General features: G+C 65.7%; 14 protein-coding genes and 2 pseudogenes. 13 read left to right on the top strand and 3 right to left on the bottom strand.

Annotated features, from left to right (window positions below):
- Positions 1 to 31 precede the first annotated feature (31 nt).
- Entirely contained in the window at positions 32 to 610 is a 579-nt protein-coding gene (locus F1640_RS21370) for a hypothetical protein (protein WP_042469249.1), read from the top strand.
- Between the two features lie 87 nt (positions 611 to 697).
- Here F1640_RS21370 and F1640_RS21365 read toward each other — a convergent pair whose 3' ends face one another.
- The gene (locus tag F1640_RS21365; protein WP_158014290.1) at positions 698 to 874 is read right to left on the bottom strand and encodes a hypothetical protein; all 177 of its coding nucleotides are present in this window, start codon (positions 872 to 874) and stop codon (positions 698 to 700) included.
- A 675-nt stretch (positions 875 to 1,549) separates the two neighbouring features.
- Here F1640_RS21365 and F1640_RS21360 point away from each other — a divergent pair.
- Positions 1,550 to 1,774 carry a hypothetical protein gene (locus F1640_RS21360; protein WP_047100248.1) on the top strand — a complete coding sequence of 75 codons (225 nt, stop codon included), beginning with the start codon at positions 1,550 to 1,552 and terminating at the stop codon, positions 1,772 to 1,774.
- 114 nt (positions 1,775 to 1,888) lie between these two features.
- Here the strand turns inward: F1640_RS21360 and F1640_RS21355 are convergent, their stop codons facing one another.
- A complete protein-coding gene (locus F1640_RS21355; protein ID WP_047100442.1) occupies positions 1,889 to 2,107 on the bottom strand; it encodes a hypothetical protein in 219 nt (72 codons plus the stop codon).
- A 660-nt stretch (positions 2,108 to 2,767) separates the two neighbouring features.
- Here F1640_RS21355 and F1640_RS21350 point away from each other — a divergent pair.
- Genes F1640_RS21350 through mobF form a run of 3 tightly spaced genes read left to right on the top strand, consistent with a single transcriptional unit; the run spans position 2,768 to position 8,402 of the window.
- On the top strand, positions 2,768 to 3,055 hold the full coding sequence (locus tag F1640_RS21350; protein WP_030541282.1) for a hypothetical protein: 288 nt from the start codon (positions 2,768 to 2,770) through the stop codon (positions 3,053 to 3,055).
- On the top strand, positions 3,045 to 5,351 hold the full coding sequence (locus tag F1640_RS21345; RefSeq protein ID WP_047100249.1) for a type IV secretion system DNA-binding domain-containing protein: 2,307 nt from the start codon (positions 3,045 to 3,047) through the stop codon (positions 5,349 to 5,351). Before F1640_RS21350 ends, F1640_RS21345 begins: the two co-directional genes overlap by 11 nt.
- A gap of 3 nt (positions 5,352 to 5,354) precedes the next feature.
- Positions 5,355 to 8,402: a MobF family relaxase gene (gene mobF, locus F1640_RS21340; protein WP_194921792.1), complete on the top strand. Its 3,048-nt coding sequence runs from the start codon at positions 5,355 to 5,357 to the stop codon at positions 8,400 to 8,402.
- A 54-nt stretch (positions 8,403 to 8,456) separates the two neighbouring features.
- On the opposite strand, the pseudogene F1640_RS21335 reads toward mobF, so the two are convergent.
- Positions 8,457 to 9,305, bottom strand: a pseudogene (locus F1640_RS21335) (IS3 family transposase); the annotation flags it as partial.
- On the opposite strand from F1640_RS21335, the pseudogene F1640_RS21330 reads away from it, so the two are divergent.
- From F1640_RS21330 to F1640_RS21295, 8 genes and pseudogenes are all read left to right on the top strand, one after another.
- Positions 9,290 to 10,153: pseudogene (locus tag F1640_RS21330) on the top strand (IS3 family transposase); the annotation flags it as partial. The pseudogenes F1640_RS21335 and F1640_RS21330 overlap by 16 nt on opposite strands.
- Positions 10,154 to 10,223: 70 nt before the next feature.
- Positions 10,224 to 11,366: a hypothetical protein gene (locus F1640_RS21325; protein WP_047867147.1), complete on the top strand. Its 1,143-nt coding sequence runs from the start codon at positions 10,224 to 10,226 to the stop codon at positions 11,364 to 11,366.
- A gap of 25 nt (positions 11,367 to 11,391) precedes the next feature.
- The gene (locus F1640_RS21320) at positions 11,392 to 12,039 is read left to right on the top strand and encodes an HdeD family acid-resistance protein (RefSeq protein ID WP_194921789.1); all 648 of its coding nucleotides are present in this window, start codon (positions 11,392 to 11,394) and stop codon (positions 12,037 to 12,039) included.
- A 208-nt stretch (positions 12,040 to 12,247) separates the two neighbouring features.
- Positions 12,248 to 12,880, top strand: a complete 633-nt coding sequence (locus tag F1640_RS21315) for a hypothetical protein (protein ID WP_047100255.1) — start codon at positions 12,248 to 12,250, stop codon at positions 12,878 to 12,880.
- A gap of 153 nt (positions 12,881 to 13,033) precedes the next feature.
- Positions 13,034 to 14,050 (top strand): IS110 family transposase, encoded by a 1,017-nt coding sequence (locus tag F1640_RS21310; protein ID WP_047100256.1) that lies wholly within the window; start codon positions 13,034 to 13,036, stop codon positions 14,048 to 14,050.
- Between the two features lie 630 nt (positions 14,051 to 14,680).
- Positions 14,681 to 15,613: a YfdX family protein gene (locus F1640_RS21305; RefSeq protein ID WP_084718397.1), complete on the top strand. Its 933-nt coding sequence runs from the start codon at positions 14,681 to 14,683 to the stop codon at positions 15,611 to 15,613.
- A 93-nt stretch (positions 15,614 to 15,706) separates the two neighbouring features.
- On the top strand, positions 15,707 to 17,779 hold the full coding sequence (gene tkt / locus F1640_RS21300) for a transketolase (RefSeq protein ID WP_047100257.1): 2,073 nt from the start codon (positions 15,707 to 15,709) through the stop codon (positions 17,777 to 17,779).
- Positions 17,780 to 17,781: 2 nt separating this feature from the next.
- Positions 17,782 to 20,586: a bifunctional transaldolase/phosoglucose isomerase gene (locus tag F1640_RS21295; protein ID WP_047100258.1), complete on the top strand. Its 2,805-nt coding sequence runs from the start codon at positions 17,782 to 17,784 to the stop codon at positions 20,584 to 20,586.

Genomic DNA, 20,586 nt, shown 5'->3' with positions numbered 1-20,586 from the left:
TGAGTGGGAGCGTTCAACAGGGGAGGACGAGATGTCCATCACGTTTCGCATCGCCACCGCCGCTGACGACGAGGCCCGCCCGATGGCGGTCATTGCCGCGCGCCAGCTCGCCGCCTTTCGCACCTTCCTGCGCGGCGAGGGCGAGCGTATCGGCGCCGTGCTGCTCGACCCGGATGCTCCCGAGGACGCGTTCCTCTCCTACCGCTTCGAGGCTCGCGTCTGCCCGCTCGCACTGGCGTCAATCGCCCGCCTCTTCGACTATGCCGCGGACGTCATTACCGTGGTCGAGGAAGCACAGTTCCGCGGGCGGCGCGTCAGCGTCTTTCGCGACGAGGCGGCTGGCACGATCAACCTGACCGTGGCGCTCACCACCGACATGGCGCTTGAACTCGACCTCGCCTCGAACAACGCGTTCGCGCTGCTCGAGAGCCTCGGCCTCGGCGCAGAAAGCGTGGGCGAGACCGCGATCGAGACCATCCGGGAACGCCTCGCCAGCCCGGCCGTCCGGCGGCACGCGGCCGAGCAGGGCGTAGCCCACCATATCGAACGGCTCGAGCGCCTTGTCGCGGCGGCGGCTCCCGACGAATCCTGCCGGCTGGAATGGGCCTAGCCTCCACCCAGAACCGGTCGCCAGGCGGGGCGCGCCAGCTCGCTGGCGCGCCCTCACCGCCTCCGAAAGCCAGGCCTCTCACCCGCGTCAGGATGCGGCCGCATGATCCATCTGCGGAGCCCGCTTCAGCACTGCATCCACGGCGTCGCGGAGGTGCGCGGCAGCCTTGTCCTCGTCCGCCGCTTCCAGCCACTCCAGCGCCTGCCGCATCAGCGCGAGCGCCATCGCTTTCTGGAGCGTCGGGTCCGTGTCGAGATCGTCCATTTCGATTGCCCGGGCGCACCTGATCCCAGCGGTCGCGTCGGAGCGCCCCGTCCAACGAACTCCCGCGCGCTGGGCGCGGGAGCCGGGGCTGGTAACACGTCGAGACATGCGCCTACGCTTTTAGTGCCGGGGCACCTGGACATATGCGCAGGCACCCCGGCGTGAGACCACACCGAGTTGCCGTTCTCGACGGGATTACCAGTCCCGGCGCTGCCGCTCTGCAGCGCCCCTGCGGACTAACATAGGCATATCGGCGAACCAACCCGCGACTGCTCGCCGGCTGTTTGCGCCCCCCGGTCAATGATGGTTGGGCGCGCCCGCGCGGCGGCCCCAAGATCGATCAGATCTCGCGGTCCCGCCGCACGTGGCCGGACCATTCCCGCGTGTCAAATCGACCGCCGCGGTCGAGGGTGCTCACGCCGGCCGTCGCGCCCGGATCAGAGGATGAAATCTCTCACAGACTTCCCAGTGTGTCGTTGAGGGAGACGCCGCGTCAAGAATGAGCGGTGCCCCCAATTTTGCCGCGGCCTGCGCTCCGCTTCGCTCCACTCCGACCACGACAAAATCGGCACCCCCGCTCCCCGCTTCGCGGCTCCGGCTTCGCCTCCGTTCCTGACCCGGCGTCTCCCTCAACGACGGCCATTCCCCTGTCATTCAAGACGACAGGAGGCTCCAATGCAGATCAACCCGACCAGCGCCCACAACGATACCGCCGCCTACCTCGCCGCCCTCGCATACGCCGAGCGCCGCGCACTCCACAGCTTCTTCGACCAGCACGTCATCGAGGACGATACGCGGGTCTACATCGCCATCGATGAGGGCGACTATGGCGCGCTGCCGATGGCGCTCATCGACCGAGTGGTGCACACGGTCCCGGGCGGCATGTCCGACGAGTTCTGAAACGACAGGGAGGGGCGGAAACGCCTCTCCCTTTTTTTGCTGCCGGGGCATACGGGCATGAGGGGCATCGAGCCCCCCATGCCCGTGCCGCGACTGCGTCGCGGCGGGTCCGGCTCAGGCCGCGAGCCGCCGCTCCACTTCCTCGATTCCGAGCGCCTTGATACGTTTGGTCAGCGCTTCCAGGCGAGAGGCGGGGAGCCTGAGCAACCCTGCCTTCTCGATAGTCCTGATCGCCTCCTCGCGTTCGCGTTTCGCGAGCTGCTCGCGGCGCTCCGCCAACCGGCGCTCCTCTTCCTCGAGCGCCTGTCGTTCCTGTTCCAAAGTCCGTGCCATAAGGGCCTCGCTGTTCAAAGCTGATCGGGCCGTGAACGCGGCCTATTGTTGAAGCGCCTTGATCACGCATTCAAGGGGCTTGGCATGTTTCGGGCGGCTCGGCGGCACCTTCCGGCGCCGCCGCACGGGCTCTACTCGCGTGTCGAAGACACGCTCACGAAGCCCGCGCGCGCCGTCTTCGCCCATTCGGGTGACGATCCTTGCCGATCGGGTTCGGCCTTCATATCCGAGCCGCGGACGTTCCGGACAGCTGGCGACGCAGGCCGCAGCTTCCCACTTTCGCGCCAGCCGTTCGCGGCGGCGCCGGTTCCGCGCGACGCGCGGCTCCATTCCCGGCCGGAGCCGGGACCCACCCCTGAACGACGATCACCAGGACCGCCCGGGGACCTGGAGCAATCCTGATAGATTCTAGCACAGCCTACGCACCTAGCGGTGCAAGTTTCCGGGGTATGTCAATGGCTTACGAGCAATCTGGTGAGTGCCACGCCGTGGGACAGTTCGGCGCTCAGGTCCGATCCCAGCTATTCCAATGGCTTAGGCGTCCCACGCGGTCACACGCAGTCCGTGCGACGGCAATACCCTTTGCGCTGAGTGCGGCGATCGACTATAAGGCTCGTCGCCTCTTTCAATCCCCACCAGCCTCTCTGCTAGGAGGCTGGTTTGTCCACTACCAGGCATTGCACGGTTCGGCTGAACCGCCAGCAGCACGATCGCATCCTCGCGCTCGCTACCGAGCAGAATTGCAATCCGTCGGAGGTGATCCGGGCGGCCGTTGATGCCTATCTCGGCACCGCCACGCTCCTCACGTCAAGCCATCGCCGGCTCGCGCGCATCAGCGAGTTCATGCAGCTTGCGCTCGACGTCATCATCAGCGAGCAATATCCCGAGTTCCGCGACCGGATCATCGCCAACGCCGACAAGCGCCTGGAGCAATACCATGGCGCGTAACGACATCCGCACCGACGGCCGGCCGATCCCGCTGACCCACCATTCCGCACGCGGAAAAGTCCAACGCAACTCGGGCAATTTCACCCGCGGCAGCCAGCTCCTGACCCACGAGCTGCTGATGTGGTTCGCCGGCGCAAAACTTCCCTTCGTCGTCTGGTTCTTCGTGTTCCTCGCGGCCTGGTTCGTGATCATGTCGCTCAAACTGGACGAGCACGGCTTCCAACTCGTCTGCATGAAGATCTACGCCATGCTCTGGGACTGGGTCGGCTTCGACCCGACGAAGCGCGTCAACGTCAGGCTTCCGAGCGGCGAACTCCACCGCACGATCATGGCCGTGGTCCCGTTGATGCCCGAGGTCCAGCGGGCCTGGAGCATCGCCATGCGCGGCCTTCTCGGCGCACTGCTTTTCTCGGTGTTCCTCACCATTCCCCTGTCGATCTGGTTCGTCGATCTCTCGCGTCGCCGTGGCAAGACGATCCTGCAGGAGCGGCACGAGCGCGGCGCTATGCTGGTCGATCGCGAGGTCCTCGTTGCCGAGGTCTCGCAGCATAACGCGGCCGCCTTCGAGATGGACGTGCGCAAATGCGTCCCGGGCCAGTCGCCCAAGCGGGTGCTCGCGCTTCCCTTCACGGCGCGCAAGCGCGCCGGAATCCACCATCCCTACACGCTCGCCGGCATCCCCTTTCCGCACCGGATGGAGCAGTCGCACACCATGCTGATCGGTACGACCGGCTCGGGCAAGACCACCGAGCTCCGGAGCCTCGTCCGGCAGATGCGCGAGCGTCAGGACAGCGCCGTGATCTTCGACCTGACCGGTGCCTATGTGGAGGCCTTCTACGACCCGGCACGTGACACGATCCTCAATCCGATGGACCGTCGCTGCCCTGCATGGTCGATCTTCTCGGACTGCCGCACGCACAGCGAGTTCACCGCCGCCGCCGCCGCTCTCATCCCCGCCGATGGCGGCTCGTCCGAGCCTTTCTGGGCGCTCGCAGCGCGGACCCTGTTCATCGAGATGTGCATCCGCTTGGTCGAGCGGGGCCAGACGACCAACCTGGCGCTCTCCGAGAACCTGATGACCGCCGATCTGAAGCGGGTCCATCGCTTCCTCCAGAACACGATCGCCGACCCGCTGACCGCGCCCGAAGCGGCGCGCATGGCGGAGTCGATCCGCGCCGTCTTCAACACCAATGCGCAGGTCCTGCGCTTCCTTCCCGACACGGGCGAGCCGTTCTCGATCCGGGACTGGATCACCGGCGAGAAGCAGCCCGGGTCGATCCTCTTCATCACCTCCAACTACGTCGATCTGCCCATGAACCGGGCGCTGCTGACGCTTTGGATGGACCTCGCGATCAACCGCCTCATGACAATGCCGCGCACGCGCGAGTTGCGGACCTGGTTCATGTTCGACGAGCTCGGCGCGCTGCACAAGCTGCCGGCAATCGAGAACGGCCTTCAGACCGCGCGCGCGTTCGGCGGCGCCATGATCCTCGGCATTCACAGCTTCGAGAAACTGATTGAGGTTTATGGCGAGCAAGGCGCCCGCAACCTCGCCTCGCTGGCACGTTCCAAGCTGATCCTTGCGACGGCCGATCTCGACACCGCCGAGCAGTGCGCGCGCTACATCGGCAATCGCGAAGTGCGGCAGATGGATGAAGCCTATAGCTATGGCTACAACAACACCCGCGACGCCTCGACACTGACTCCCAGGAAGCAGGTCGAGCCGCTCGTGATCGCGGATGACATCACGAACCTGCCGTCGATGCACGGCTTCGTGAAGTTCCCCGACGGCTTCCCCGCCGCGCGCATCCAACTCCTCTGGAAGGACTATCCCCAGGTCGCCGAGGGCTTCCTGCCGCGACCCGACCTTCAGCCGGTCCGGTCAAGGCGCGGAGAGGAGGTGTTCGACGATGGCGGGGAGGGCGACGCGGGCGGGCGGGATGGCGCCGGCCAGGTCGTGGAAGGGGCCGTCGAGCCGGTCAACATCGCCAAGGATTTGGCCGCGCGGATCCTTTCCGCGGAGGCCACGGAGGAGCACAACCAAGCAAGCCGCCCGCCAGCCGAGCGCACCGAGAATCGCGGCGAGGAGCAAGCTCCGCGCGCGCACGCCGCCGATCGGGCGCAGGCGGTCCGCAATGCGCCCGATCAGGCGCAGGCGCCAACGGAAGGCCGTGACGATCGCCGCGAGAGTCGCGCTGGCCGAACGGCGCCCACGCCCGAGGATCAGACGCTCGCCGAATTGCGGCAGGACTTCTCCGCGAGCCGCGATCATGACGGCGCAGACATGGGAATCTGACCCATGCTCTCGGTCGCATCGGTCCGTTCCGCGTCCGGCGCCGCCGGCTATTTCGCGAAGGACGACTATTACACGGTCGAAGGCTCGTCGGAGATCAGCGCCTGGGGCGGGGAAGGTTCCGCCGCGCTCGGCCTTTCGGGCGAGGTGTCGAAGGAGGCATTCGAGGGCGTTCTCAACGGCATCTTGCCGGGCGGCGAGGCCGTCGCCCAGGTCGAGAACCGGCGGGCCGGAGTCGATCTCACCTTTTCGGCCCCGAAATCCGTTTCGGTGCTCGCCTATGTCGCCGGCGACAAGCGCATCCTCGGTCCCGACGGCGCCAACATGAAAGCCGTGACCCGCGCAATGGCCTGGGTAGAGAGCAACCTCGCCGAGGGGCGCAAGGACATCGAAGGCCGCAAGGTTCCGATGCGGAGCGGGAACCTCGTCTACGCGCTCTTCCAACACGACACGAGCCGCGCCCTCGACCCGCAGGCCCATGTCCACGCCGTCATCGCCAACCTGACCAAAATGCCCGACGGCAAGTGGCAGGCGCTCCACGCAGACAAGATCTGGTCGAACAACTCCGTGATCGGCTCGATCTACCATGCCTTCCTGCGCGAGGAGCTCGAGAAGCTCGGCTACCAGGTGGAGCTCAAGGGCAAGCACGGCACGTTCGAGATCGCCGGCGTGCCCAAGCCGGTGCTCGACGCGTTCAGCCAGCGCCGCGAGGCGATACTCGAAAAGGCGGCCGAGCTCGGCATTGTATCGGCCAAGGGGCGGGACGGCGTCACCACCAACACGCGCGATCCCAAGCTCAACGTCGAGGACCGGGAGGCGCTGCGGCAGGATTGGATCGACAAGGCGGCGGCACTCGGGTTCGACGGCAAATCGCTCCTGGACGCAGCTCTGGCGCGATCGGCGCAACGCGACCCAGGCAGCGCGCTCGAGCGCGGCTACCGCGCGGTCTCGGATGCAGTTTCAGCGGCATGGGACAAGCTGGGATCTGTCCTGCGCCCGCATGATCCTCTCGTCGACCGCGGGCTGGGGCGGGTGACGGCCTTGCCGGCCGAAGCGCGCGCGCAACTGGCTGTCGCCTCTGCCGTCCGGATGCTCTCCGAGCGCGAGGCTGCCTTCAGCGTCCACCAGCTCGGCAAGACCGCGCTCGATCTCGGCCTCAAGGGCGTGACCGTGGATCATGTCGAGCGGCGGATCGAGCAACTCGTCGGGCGGGGGCAGCTGATCGCGGGCGAGGCGCGGATCGGCGACACGCGGCCCCGGCTGGTCACCACCCAGGAAGCGCTTCGCACCGAGGAGCGGATCCTGGACGCGGTTCAGGAAGGCAGGGGGCGCGCCTCGCCCGTCCTCGCCCCGCAGGACGCGCCACACCGGCTCCAGGCGGCGGCTGACAGGGAGCTCAACGCCGGCCAGCTCGGCGCGGCGGCGCTGATCCTGTCCTCCAACGACAGGACTGTCGTGATCCAGGGCATCGCCGGGGCCGGTAAGTCGACCATGCTGCAGGCGGTCGCGCGCGTCGCGCAAGCCGAGGGCCGCGCTGTCACGGGCCTTGCCTTCCAGAACAAGATGGTCGCCGATCTCGCGGAAGGGGCGGGCATCAAGACCCAGACGATCGCCTCGTTCATCCTCGCCAACGAGCGCCACGTTCAGGCCGGGGGCCCCGCATACGACGAAGCCCGCGCCGCGCTCGCCGGCTCGATGCTCATCGTCGATGAGACCTCGATGGTCTCGTCCGACGACCTGCTCACGCTCCACCAGATCGCCGCCGCGCTCGGCGTCGACAAGCTCGTCTTCGTGGGCGACCGCCAGCAGCTCTCTTCAATCGACGCCGGCAAGTCGTTCGCGCTCATCCAGGCGGGTGGAGGCACGATGGCGCGAATGGACGAGAATATCCGGCAGCGCACGGATCAGCTCCGCACCGTCGCGGCGCTTGCCAACCTCGGCGAAGCGTCCAAAGCGATGAAGGTGCTGGGCGAAAGCGTCGTCGAGCATCAGAGTCCGGCGCTCCATGCGGCCGAGATGTGGCTCGGCCTTTCCGCCGCCGATCGCGAGGCGACGGCCGTGTTCGCGTCGGGGCGCGCGGCGCGAGCGGTCATCAACCAGCGGATCCAGGACGGCCTCGCCACCGAAGGCAGCGTGCGAGGGGAGGGCATCCACCTCACGGTGTACGAGCGCGTCAACACCACGCGCGAGGAGCTGCGCTATGTGGCCACCTATCAGGCCGGGCAGACGCTCGAGGTCGGCCGCGGCGGCGGCCAGGACGTCGGCCTGGCCGCTGGCCGCTATGACGTCGCCAGGGTCCACCCGAACGGCAAGGTCGACCTGAAGCTCGGCAACCGGTCCATACGCTTTGATCCGCAGAAGCTGTCGCCGACCGAAAAGCGCGACCGGCTGCAGCTCAGCGAGAAAAAGGATCTCCACCTGCGTGAGGGCGACCGCATCCGCTGGACCGCCAACGACAAGGAACGCGGGCTCCACAACTCGGCGCTGGCGCGGGTGCTCGCGGTCGACGCCGAGGGCGTGACCGTCGAGACCGCCGGCAAGGAGCGGCTGACGCTCGATCTCGGCGACCCGATGCTGTCGCGGCTCGACCTTGCCTACTCGCTCAACATGCACATGGCGCAGGGCATCACGACCGACAAGGCGATCACCGTCATGTCGAGCCAGGAGCGCAATCTCTCCAACCAGCGCCTGTTCAATGTCGGAGTCACGCGCGTGCGCGATGAGCTCACGATGGTGGTCGACGACAAGGAGAAGCTCGAGCGCCAGCTCGACAACAATCCGGGCAACAAGTCGTCGGCACTCGAAACCGTCGGTCGCCTCGACGTTGATCACGAACGCACACGCGGCAAGAGCAGCGGACCCCGCGAGAAGCTTCATGTCGGTCCGGTCGACCTGGCGGACCTGCCGCCGTTGCCGGGTGAGCTGCCGTCCCCGGCCCACACGCAAGGCGCCGCCGCCGCTGCCGGCGCTTCCAAGTCACCGCCCGACCTCAAGCCGGACCGTGGCGACGCTCTGCCGCCGCTGCCGGAACGGAGCCTGGGGCTCGACCTGTGAAGACCGGCCGGCCGGACGCCGGAGCTTGATGATGGATGACCTGCCACGGGACTTTCATCCAGCTCTGATTAGAGCCTCGGCGATAGTGGTTATGCCTTTCGGTGGCTTGTTTGCAATGGGGTCAGGCATGCCTGACCCCATTGCAAAGATCGTTTCGGCGTAGCCGGCCGGGGTCTGGTATCCGATCGAGGAGTGAGGTCGGCAGGTGTTGTAATCCTCTGCCCACTCCCGGATCACGGCGCGGGCGTGGTCGAGGCCATGGAACAACGTCTCGTTCAACAGCTCGTCGCGCATCCGCCCGTTGAAGGATTCCACGTAGCCGTTCTGCATCGGCTTTCCCGGAGCGATGTAGTGCCACTCGATCCCGTAATCCTTGCACCAAGTCAGGATCGCATTGGCGGTGAACTCGGTCCCATTGTCGCTGACGATCAGCCCCGGCTTGCCGCGCCAGGCGATGATGTCGGTCAGCTCGCGCGCCACGCGGCGTCCCGAGATCGATGTGTCGGGGATCGCTGCAAGGCACTCCCGGGTCACGTCATCGACGATGTTGAGCACCCGGAACCGCCTGCCGCAGGCGAACTGGTCGTGGATGAAGTCCAGGCTCCAGCGGGCATTAGGCCGAGCCTCCACGAGGAGCGGTGCTCGTGTGCCAACGGCCCGGCGCCGGGCCCGACGCTTGCGCACGCCGAGCCCCTCTTCCCGATAGAGACGGTAGACGCGGTTGATGCCCGAAGGCTCGCCCTCCCGCCGCAACAGGATGTGCAGCCGGCGACAACCGAAACGGCGCCGCTCGTTGGCAAGCTCGCGCAAGCGGGCGCGCAGCTCCACCTCCGGCGGTCGCCGGGACTGGTAGTGAACGCTCTTGCGATCCGCTTCGATGACACGGCACGCCCGCCGCTCAGCGGAAGGCTGTTGAGAATGCTCGGCAGCTGTTCGGCATCAGCGAGCGTCGGGCATGTACCATCTTTGGCGTGGATAGGACGTCGGTGCGCTACGCGCCCCGGCGTAGTGATGATGGCGACCTGCGGTCGCGGTTACGGGAGATCGCGGCCGAGCGTCGGCGCTTTGGCTACCGTCGGCTTGGGATCATGCTGGCCCGCGAGGGGCTGGTCATGAACCACAAGAAGCTGCTGCGGCTGTACCGCGAGGAGAACCTGCGGGTCAGGCGCCGGCGTGGCCGCAAGCGAGCGATGGGCACCCGAGCGCCTATGACGCTGCCCCAGGGACCGAACCAGCGGTGGAGCCTCGACTTCGTCAGCGACACGCTGATCAGCGGCCGGCGCATCCGCATCCTGGCGGTGGTCGACGACTTCACGCGCGAGTGCCTGGCGCTGGTGGTCGACACCTCGCTGTCAGGTGCGCGGGTCGCCCGCGAGCTCGACGCCGTCATCGCTGTGCGCGGTGTGCCGCCGCTGATGATCGTCAGCGACAACGGCACCGAGCTGACCAGCCTGGCGATCCTGAGATGGACGCAGGAGCGACCTGTCGAGTGGCACTACATCGCGCCGGGCAAGCCGCAGCAGAACGGCTACGTCGAGAGCTTCAACGGTCGTCTGCGCGACGAATGCCTCAACGAGACGCTGTTCGTGTCGCTCGGCCACGCCCGCTCGGTGCTGCGGCTCTGGCGAGACGACTACAACCATGTGCGCCCGCATAGCGGTGTTGGCGGGCTGACGCCCGCCGATGCTGCCAGGCGGGTTGCGCAACCCCGCCCCGAGGGGCACCATAACAACCCCGGACTCCAGTTATGACTGGTAGAGCTTTGGGGAGCATGTCACACTCAACTTAATTTCGGATCAGACTCTAAAGAAAATGACGAAAATGAAGATACGAACCGCATTGCGCAATCTGGACAAGCATGGCCAGCAGCGCGCGCCGGAGGTGATTGCAGAAGAGGGCCGGCAACTTGAAAACCATCTTAAGCGGTTTCGTTCTGAGTTGGTCCGGCTTGAGGTCGTCGCCTCGCAGACGAAGGGCAAGACGCGAATCCAGGTCAGACTGCGGCTGCAACTGCCCTCAAGCGTGATCGCGGCGCAGGAAGAGGGGTTCGAGATCGAGCCTACCTTGCGCAAGGCCTTTGCCGACCTGCGCCACCGCGTCGACCGGCATGTGGCGCGCCTCAAGCACGAGTCGGAGTTCAAGCGTCCCGCCCGCCGGCGCCGGATTGGCGCCCCACTCCCGCCCGCGCGGGATGCGGCGGAGGCGGGGCGGCGCCAGCTTTTCTTCGGCCTGATCGAGGACCACCTCGATACGGTCTATGACGCGGTCCGGCGCGAATTGACCTATTTCGAATGCAGTGGATCGGTGCCCCAAGGATACCTGAGTGTTCGCGATCTCGTCGATGCGACGATCCTCAAGGGGCTCGAGCGGTTCGAGCGGCGGCCGATGCGGTTCTCGGTGGGCGACTGGCTCACCCAACTCGCCTTCGAGACCATCGGCGAAGAGGCCCGCGCCGCCCGCCGGGTTGTGCCGGAAAACGCCGCCTCGCTCGATGCCGCGCCCGAACAGCCGGCACAGGATCCGACTGAGACTGATCAGGAGCTGTTCGAATTTCACCAGCCTGACGAAGTGCTGCGGCTGGAGGATCTGGTCGGCGACGGCACGGCGACCGATCCCGAATCGGCCCTCGACCGCCACGAAACGGCGCTGTGCCTGCACCGCGCACTTTCCGCACTGCCCGCGCTCTGGCGACAGGTCCTCTATCGGACCTGCATCGAGGACGAGGCGGCGGCAGACACGGCGGCGCTTATCGGCATACGAGAGGACGAGGTGGCGACCATCGCCGCGGCCGCCCGCGGTTTCCTGCGCGCGAGACTGCGCGAAGCGGGGCTGGCGGTCCCGATCGCAGAGGATGATTGCGTTGACTCCGAGATCGCCCGCGCAATGCGCCTGCCCCTGCCGATCGACGAGCGCCGCCGCGTGGCTGCCGCCCTGAGCGAAGGCTCCACCGGCACAACGGCCTGACGAAACCTGTAGGGGAGATGAGACGATGACGACAACCTCGGAAACTGCTTCGAACTCGATACAGGACATGCTGTTCACCCTTTCGCGCAACTGGTGGCTGTTCGGTCTGCGTGGGGTGCTGGCGCTGATGATTGCTGGGCTCGCTTTCCTGATGCCGGCCGAGTCGCTTCTGGCCCTGACGCTGGTGTTCGGCGCCTTCTCTTTTGCCGACGGAGTGTTCGGTCTGGTCGCCGGGATACGCAACATCCGCAAGGGCGAACGCTGGGGCTGGCTGATGTTCAGCGGCCTCCTGGGGATCGCCACGGGCGTGGTCGTGGTCGTCTCGCCCTTCGTCGCAACGCTGGTCCTCGCTACATTCCTCTGGGCCAGCATCGCGTTCCGGTCGGTGTTTTCGGGCGTCCTAGAAATCGCGGCGGCGATCCGCCTGCGCAAGGAAATCAAGGGAGAGGTCTGGCTCATCCTGAGCGGCCTCATCTCGGTCGTGCTGGGTATCATCGTGACCTGGATGCTGCTGACGCGCCCGCTCGAAAGCTTCCTTGCCCTCGGCTGGCTGCTCGGCTTCTACGCCGCCCTTTTCGGAGCAATGATGATCCTGCTGGGCCTGCGGCTGCAGCGCGCAAATCAGGCAGGGCACGACAAAACTCCCGGCGTCAACCTGGCGGCTGGCACATGACGCGCGTGGGGAAAGCCGGGCGGCCTGTCGGCGATGAAGACGATCTCACCCATTGGGACGAGACGATCTTCGAACGCTGCTTAAGGACCGGCTTCAATCCCTTCGGCAGCGGACCGACACCGGTCTTTCTTCGACAGGCAGACCAAGGACAATGCTCCGGGAAGCCCAACGTTCGGCGGAAGGACGGTTGCGACGGGACAATTCGTCAATGACTTACAGGTCGCGCGATCTTGCCTATCTAGTTGTCGCCGTCGTGTGCGGGATCGGTATCTACTTCATGTTCCGCACCATGTATATGGCGGAAGAGCCCCTGCCCTTCGCCCAGGAGATGACGCTGGTCTTTCTGGGTGGCGCCGTCACGATCGCACTGACGGCCGCTCTCCTCAATCGTCAGACAGAACTCGAACTTCGGAAAGAAGGAAGAGTGATCATCCTTCAGCAGCAATGTGCCATATACATGGCTTGCATAGAAAAGGTGGCGAAAATTGTCGAAAATATCAGACATGATGCCGTGCTGATCGATGATTTGAGGGTTCTAAATCATCAGCTTGCGGTAGTAGCCAGCGAAGAGGTTGTGGTCCGCTTTGAGGCTGTTCTCGACGCACTGTTGTCCGGCTTTGCGGATGGCGCGCTTTCCGGGGCTGACGGCGAGAAGGTGATGCAATCCGTCGCCGATCTAACGACGGCGATGCGATCTGATGTCCTCCAGAACACGGCATTGACTTCGACGAATGCGGCGAGCGCCATTCGCCAAAACTCGAGACGAATGGAGCAATTAGACGATCTCAGTTTCGAGGCGGAGGTTGCGACGAATAAGGAGAACAGCAATGCGCGCTCATAACCGTCCGCCCTTTCCGCCGAAAATTCCCAGGACTGATATGAGATCGTGGGAGGTTCCCACGGCGGTTATTGACGTGATGTCGTGGACGACCTCCGCACCAGCGTAGCTGTGCGATGATGTGGTCGTTGTAGGTCCACGTCTAGGAGTCGTTCCATGGAGCAGGAGGTTGTCACCGTCGGATTGGATCTGGCGAAGAACGTGTTTCAGGTTCACGCTATCGGCGCCGATGGCGCAGTGCTGATCCGGCGCAAGCTGCGCAGGACCGAAGTCATCCGCTTCTTCGCTGAGTTGCCGCGTTGCCTGGTCGGCATGGAAGCGTGTGCCTCGGCGCATCACTGGGCGCGTGAGTTGATGGCGATCGGCCATGAGGTGCGCCTCATGCCGCCAGCCTATGTTAAGCCGTATGTGAAGCGCGGGAAAACCGATGCAGCGGATGCTGAAGCGATTTGCGAAGCGGTCACCCGGCCGACGATGCGTTTTGTCGCAGTGAAGTCGGTCGAGCAGCAAGCGGTGCTGATGCTCCACAAAAGTCGCGACCTGATGGTCCGGCAGCGCACCATGCTGATCAACGCGCTTCGCGGCCACTTAGCTGAGTACGGGATCGTGACGGGTCTGGGCGCCGCCGGCGTAGTGGCTTCCCTGAAGGCGCTGCACGAAGAGCAGGACAGGTTTCCCGCACACGCACGTTCGGCCCTTCATGGCATTGCCGCTCAGTTGAGGGCACTAGCGAGCGAGATCGAGCGGCTTGAGGCGCAAATCCTCGATTGGCACCGTAACGACGAGACGAGCCGCAGGCTGGCTACGATCCCGGGGATCGGCCCGATTACAGCGTCGGCTATCGCGGCTGCGGTGCCGGACGCATCTCTGTTCCGATCAGGCCGTCAGTTCGCCGCCTGGCTTGGGCTCACACCTCGTGCGAACAGCTCGGGCGGCAAAGAGCGGCTCGGGGGAATAACCAAGCAGGGCGATGGCTATCTTCGCCGGCTTCTGGTCGTCGGTTCGACTGCTGTTATGCGAATGACGCGTAAGAGTCCGGCTCGCCAACCCTGGATGGCGGGCCTGCTTGAGCGCAAGCCAACCAAGATCGCGACAGTGGCGCTCGCCAACAAAACAGCACGGATTGCTTGGGCCGTGATGACGCGGAAGGAGGTGTACGCTCCCGCCGCATAAGGAGATCTCCGTCACACGATAATCGCGTGATGTGATGGGATGCGTTGGAGCAGCTCAGTAGTGATGACGAACCGGTCAGACGGGGGTTGGTGAAACCCAGGGGGTCACAGAGCTTCGAGCGCGATGACGTGATTAGGGAGCCAGCCTGCGGACTTCATCAGGGCCAGCAGCCATGCGGTGCTGCGCGAACAGGCCGAACACATGGATGCACCCGACCGAGGTCATCAATGCCGAAAAGCTCTTGCGCCGCGGAGGTCGTCCACACATGGACTCCATCCCTCTGACGGGTGCGATCGCGCCCTACGCCGTGCGGCAAATCGGCCAGGTCGCCGGCTGAACCCTGGAGCTCCGCAGCGCCGAAAACAAGGCGCGCGCCGGCTTCCTGACGACGGCGAGATTGCCGAAATCAGGCTGAGATATGTCAGCGCAGCTAGCAGACGGCGTCTCCATAGCAATGCTCGCGCGATGCTTTGCAAACAAGAGCAGGTGCCGAGTGACGACGATAGGCCGCAACAACTTGCCAGTTCGAAGGGGCAGCGAAGCACTGCTGTCCCGTCCGAAAGCACTTCGCCGTACTCGGCAGCACGCGTTGTGAAATGCGAACTTTAACTCACAAACGGAGGATGGACGATGCGGAAACACCTAATCATCTCGACAGCCCTCGGCGCCCTCGCCATTTCGGCGTGGTCGAGCGCCGCAGCGGCCCAGGCTTCTGCACCCAGTCAGCAAGCGCAGCCGCAGACTTCGACTCAAGCGGCTCCGCCGGGCGGAGCCCAAGCGCAGTCGAGTCCCACCAACCCACCCGAGGCGCAGCGGGACAAGCTCGTCGACGAGGCGGTCGCCGCGGTGCGCGAGACGCAGAACGCTTTGACCGCAATCGACCAGAACAAGAACGACGACGCGATCGCGGCGCTGGAGCGCGCGACCGGCAAGCTCGAGATCGTCCTCGCCCGCACGCCGACGCTTGCGCTCGCTCCGGTCGACGTGAGCGTCGTGACGCACGACGTGATCGGAACCCCGGCCGACGTCGAGAAAATCCGCGGAGAGGTGGGCGCCGCGATCGCGCAGGGTCGCCTGCAGCTGGCGCGCAAGCTCCTCTCCGACCTGGGTTCCGAAACGGTCGTGAACATCAGCAAGCTCCCGCTCGGCACCTACCCCGCCGCACTCAAGCAGGCGGCCGCGTTGCTGCACCAGGGCAAGCCGCAGGAGGCCAAGGCGGTCCTTCAGACCGCACTGGGCACGATCGTGATCGACCAGATCGTGATCCCGCTCCCTCTCGTTCGCGCGCAGCTCGCGCTCGAGGACGCGCGCAGCCTGCTCGAGAAAAGGAAGCGGACCGACGCGGAAAGCGCCCGCATGCGCCAGCTGTTGGGAACGGCCCGCACGCAGCTCCAGCTCGGCAAAGCGCTGGGCTATGCCACTGACAGCGAGATGACCGACCTGATCGCCTCGGTCGACGATCTCGAGCGTAAGACCGCCGGCTCGCAATCCGCGAAGGGGTTGCTCGATCCCTTTGGTCCCAAGTTCGACGAGGCCAGGCGGTCGAGCCAGCGCCCGCGCTAGGCAGCACTCGGCGTTCGATCGTCTCCCGCGCGGGGGCTGGTCAACACAAGCACAAGGGGCGTTCAATCTGGCGAACGCCCCACGGGAGGTAACATGTTGCGCCAGCCCGCCACCGCACGCGGCGCGTTCGAGGCCCTCGATCGTCTAGCCATCAACACGATCCGTACGCTCGCCATGGATGCCGTCGAGAAGGCGCAGTCCGGCCATCCCGGCACCCCGATGGCGCTTGCGCCGGTGGGCTACACGCTGTGGTCGCAGTTCCTCCGGATCGATCCCGACGTGCCGGACTGGCCCAATCGAGACCGTTTTGTGCTCTCGGTCGGGCACGCCTCCATGCTTCTCTACGCGCTTATCCACCTCGCCGGCATCAAGGAGGTCGATGCGGAAGGCAGGGCCACTGGCCTGCCTGCGGTTAGCCTCGACGACATCAAGAACTTTCGCCAGATGGGCTCCAGGACGCCGGGCCACCCCGAGTATCGGGTGACGACCGGCGTCGAGACCACGACGGGCCCGCTCGGTCAGGGCTGCGGCAATTCCGTCGGTATGGCGGTCGCCGAACGCTGGCTCGCCCAGCACTTCAATCGCGATGGCTTCACCCTCTTTGACCATGACGTCTACGTGCTGTGCGGCGACGGCGACATGATGGAGGGCGTGTCGGGCGAGGCGGCAAGTCTCGCCGGACATCTCAAGCTTTCCAACCTCTGCTGGATTTACGATTCAAACCGTATCAGCATCGAGGGCCATACCGACCTCGCCTTCACCGAGGATGTGGGCAAGCGCTTCGAGTCCTATGGTTGGAACGTGCTCCACGTCGACGACGCCAACGATACTGAGGCGTTCGCGCGGGCAATCGAAAGCTTCAAGGCGACCGACGACCGACCCACCTTCGTCGTCGTCCACTCTATCATCGGCTGGGGCAGCCCCAAGGCGGACAGCGAGAAGGCTCACGGCGAACCGCTTGGTGCCGACGCGATCGTCGCCACTAAGAAGGCGTATGGCTGGCCGGAGGACAAGACCTTCTACGTGCCCGACGGCGTCGCCAAGCACTTCAACGAGGCGATCGCCTCGCGCGGGCGCCGGCTGCGCGAGGAGTGGGAGGCGACCTTCGCCGGCTATCGTGAGACCTATCCCGGCATGGCGGCCGAGCTGGACGCGATGCGCAAGGGCGCGCTGCCGCCGGGCTGGGAGTCGGGCCTGCCGAGTTTCGACCCGGATCCCAAGGGCGTCGCCTCGCGCGATTCCGCCGGCAAAGTGCTGAATGCGCTTGCCGGCAACGTCCCTTGGCTGGTGGGCGGATCGGCCGACCTGTCGCCATCCACCAAGACCGACCTAAAGAATTTCGGCTCGTTCCAGGCGGACAACCCTGGCGGGCGCACGATTCACTTCGGCGTGCGCGAGCATGCGATGGGCGCGATCGCCAACGGAATGGCGCTGTCCTACCTCAAGCCCTTCACCGCCACCTTCCTCGTCTTCGCCGACTATATGCGCGCGCCGGTCCGGCTTGCGGCGATCATGGAGCTGCCGGTCACCTTTGTCTTTACGCACGATTCGATCGGGGTCGGCGAGGACGGCCCGACCCACCAGCCGATCGAGCATCTGGCAACACTGCGCGCGATGCCCGGGCTCGACACCATCCGCCCGGGAGATGCGAACGAGGCGGCCGAGGCGTGGAAACTTGCCGTCCGCCAGACCCGTCGGCCGAGCGCGCTGATCCTCTCGCGCCAAGCGCTGCCGACGCTCGACCGGAGCCGCTATGCGGCCGCCGCCGGGGTCGCGAGGGGCGCGTACATCCTTGCCAGCGCCGATGATCCGGAGCTCATCCTGATCGGCACCGGGAGCGAGCTGAGCCTTGTGGTCGGCGCCTATGAGAAGCTGGCAGCGGAGGGCGTACGGGCACGCGTCGTGTCGATGCCGAGCTGGTCCCGCTTCGAGGAGCAGGACGACGCCTACAAGCAGTTGGTCCTAACCCCCGGCATAGAGGCGCGCCTGGCGGTGGAGCAGGGCGGCGCAATCGGGTGGGACCGCTATGTCGGCGCTCGCGGCCGAACGATCACGATGTCGACGTTCGGGGCGTCTGCCCCGCTTGCCAAACTCCAGGAGAAGTTCGGCTTCACCGTCGACCATGTGGTCGAGGCAGCGCGCTCAATGATCTTGCAGGAGGCGTGACGATGGCGAGCCGGGTCAGGAAGCTGCACGATTTTGGCCAGGCCCCCTGGCTGGACTTTGTCGACCGCCGCTTCCTCAAGGAAGGTGGGCTGCAAAGGCTCGTCGAGGAAGACGGCGTCACCGGCGTGACCTCCAATCCGTCCATCTTCGAGAAGGCGATCGCGCATGGCGATGCCTACGACGCGCAGCTCCTGGCTCTTCTCCAGAGCCGACCCGGCACGAGCATCACCCAAGCCTATGAGGCGCTCGCGGTTCAGGACATCCAAGACGCGGCCGACACGCTGCAGCCGGTCTATGAGCGGCTGAACCGGACGGACGGCTACGTCAGTCTCGAGGTCTCCCCCTATCTCGCTGAGAGCACCGAGGAGACGGTCGCGGAAGCACAGCGGCTGTGGCGACAGATCGACCGTCCCAACCTGATGATCAAAGTGCCCGGTACCCAGGCGGGTGTCCCTGCCATCCGCCAGCTGATCGAAGATGGCATTAACATCAACGTGACGCTGCTGTTCGGCCAGCAGAGCTATGCCGCGGTTGCGATGGCCTTCGTGGAGGGGTTGGAAGCACGGCTCGCCCAAGGCCAGCCGATCGACCGTATCGCAAGCGTGGCGAGCTTCTTCGTCAGTCGGATCGATGCCGCGATCGACAGGAAAATTGCCGAACGCCTGAAAAGCGCTGACGCGGAGGCCGAGGCGCTTACGGGACTGCGCGGACAGGTCGCCATCGCCAACGCCAAGCTCGCCTATCAATGGTATCTCGGCTTGGTAGCTTCGGAACGCTGGCAGGCGCTCGTGGAGCGCAGGGCGATGCCGCAGAGGCTCCTCTGGGCCTCCACCGGCACCAAGGATCCGAGCTACCCCGACACCCTTTACGTAGACAACCTGATCGGGCCTGAAACCGTCAACACGTTGCCGCCCAAGACGATGGACGCCTTCCGTGATCATGGCACGCTCGCGCCGTCCCTGACCGCCGAAGTGGAAAGCGCGCGTCGGATTCTCCGCGAGGTAGACCGTCTCGGGCTCGACTTGCCAGCGGTCGCGGACGAGCTCGTGCGAGACGGCGTGAAGCAGTTCGCCGACGCAGCCGATGCGCTCCTTGGTGCCGTTGCTGCCAAGCGCTCCGCCATTGTCGGAGACGGGCTGAACAGCATGCACGAGGCACTGCCGCGGGAGCTCGACGAGGCGGTAGAGGCGCGGCTCGAGCGAATGCGTCAGGAAAGCTGGTCCAGACGGCTATGGGCAGGCGATGCCACGCTATGGACCGGCGGCGAGGAAGCCAAGTGGCTCGGGTGGCTTGCCGCAGGTAAGGGCGAGCAGATCGACCCCGAGGCATTGAAAGCTCTCGGCGCTCAGGCAGCCCAGTATCGGTCCGCGGTGCTCCTCGGCATGGGCGGGTCGAGCCTCGGCCCGGAGGTCTTGGCCGAGATCGTGGGGCCGCGGAGCGGCAGCCCGATGATCCATGTGCTCGATACCACCGATCCGAAGCAAATCGCCGCAGTGGCGGCGGCGATCGACCCCGAGCACACGCTGTTCATCGTTGCCTCCAAGTCGGGCTCGACGATGGAGCCGGAACTGCTGCGCGCCTATTTCTGGAATCTGGCGGGCCAGGACGGCAGTCGCTTCATCGCCATCACCGACCCGGGATCGCGCCTGGCAAAGATCGCGCACGATCATGGCTACGCGGGCGTCTTCCTGGGCGATCCAACGATTGGCGGCCGCTATTCGGTTCTCAGCGTCTTCGGGATGGTGCCCGCGGCCGTGATGGGTATGGACGTGGCCGAGTTCTTCACCAGGGTTGCGCCGATGGTGCAGAGCTGCGCGCCCGACGCGCCGCCCGCCTTCAATCCTGGCGTGCGGCTCGGTGCGATCCTGGGGGAAGCGGCGAACCGCGGGCGCGACAAGGTGACGGTGCTGACCTCGCCCGCGCTTCGGGCATTCGGAGCGTGGCTCGAACAGCTGTTGGCCGAGTCCACCGGCAAGCAGGGCAGGGGCATCGTTCCCGTCGACCTGGAACCGCCGGTACCGCCGGCGCACTATGGATCGGACCGCCTCTTCGTACTGCTGTCGCTCACGGGCGACGATCACGCCAGGCTCGACGCCCATGCCGATGCGCTCGTTACCGCCGGCCAGCCGGTCGTGCGGATAGCGCTCTCGTCAAAGGAGATGATCGGGCAGGAGTTCTTTCGCTGGGAGATCGCTACCGCGGTAGCCGGCGCGGTGATCGGGATCGACCCTTTCGACCAGCCCGACGTCGAGGATGCCAAGATCAGGACGCGGGTGCTGATCGACGCCTACGAAGCCACCGGCAGCCTGGCGCCCGAGACACCATTTTTCGAGGATGGCAGGGTGGCCTTCTTCGGGCCCGCCGACCGAGGCCATTCCGGCGACAACGCGGTCCAGATCCTGCGCACCCATTTAGCGCGTCCCGGCCCCGGCGATTATGTAGGGTTCCTTCTTTACGTCGAACGCAACCCGGCGAACGAGGCTCTCGTCGCACGCATGCGCGAACGGGTCGTGAAGGCGCGACACGTCGCCACCGTCGCGGGCTTCGGGCCGCGTTTCCTCCACTCGACTGGTCAGGCGTACAAGGGAGGGCCGCGCTCGGGAGTGTTTCTCGAGATCACCCGCACGCCCGATCCCGACGTCCCGATCCCAGGACGTAAAGCCAGCTTCGGCACGGTCCAGCTCGCCCAAGCGCGAGGCGATCTCGACGTGCTCGCCAGCCGGGGCCAGCGCGTCCTGCGGGTCCACCTCCAAAGCGCCAGTCTGAGCGACCTTGAAGAATTGCTCGACGAAGCACTCCGGAATTGA

Origin of the sequence: Novosphingobium sp. NBM11, assembly GCF_015390225.1 — a bacterium.
In the GTDB taxonomy this organism is placed as follows: domain Bacteria; phylum Pseudomonadota; class Alphaproteobacteria; order Sphingomonadales; family Sphingomonadaceae; genus Novosphingobium.
This window is presented reverse-complemented; position numbering and strand designations above follow the sequence as displayed.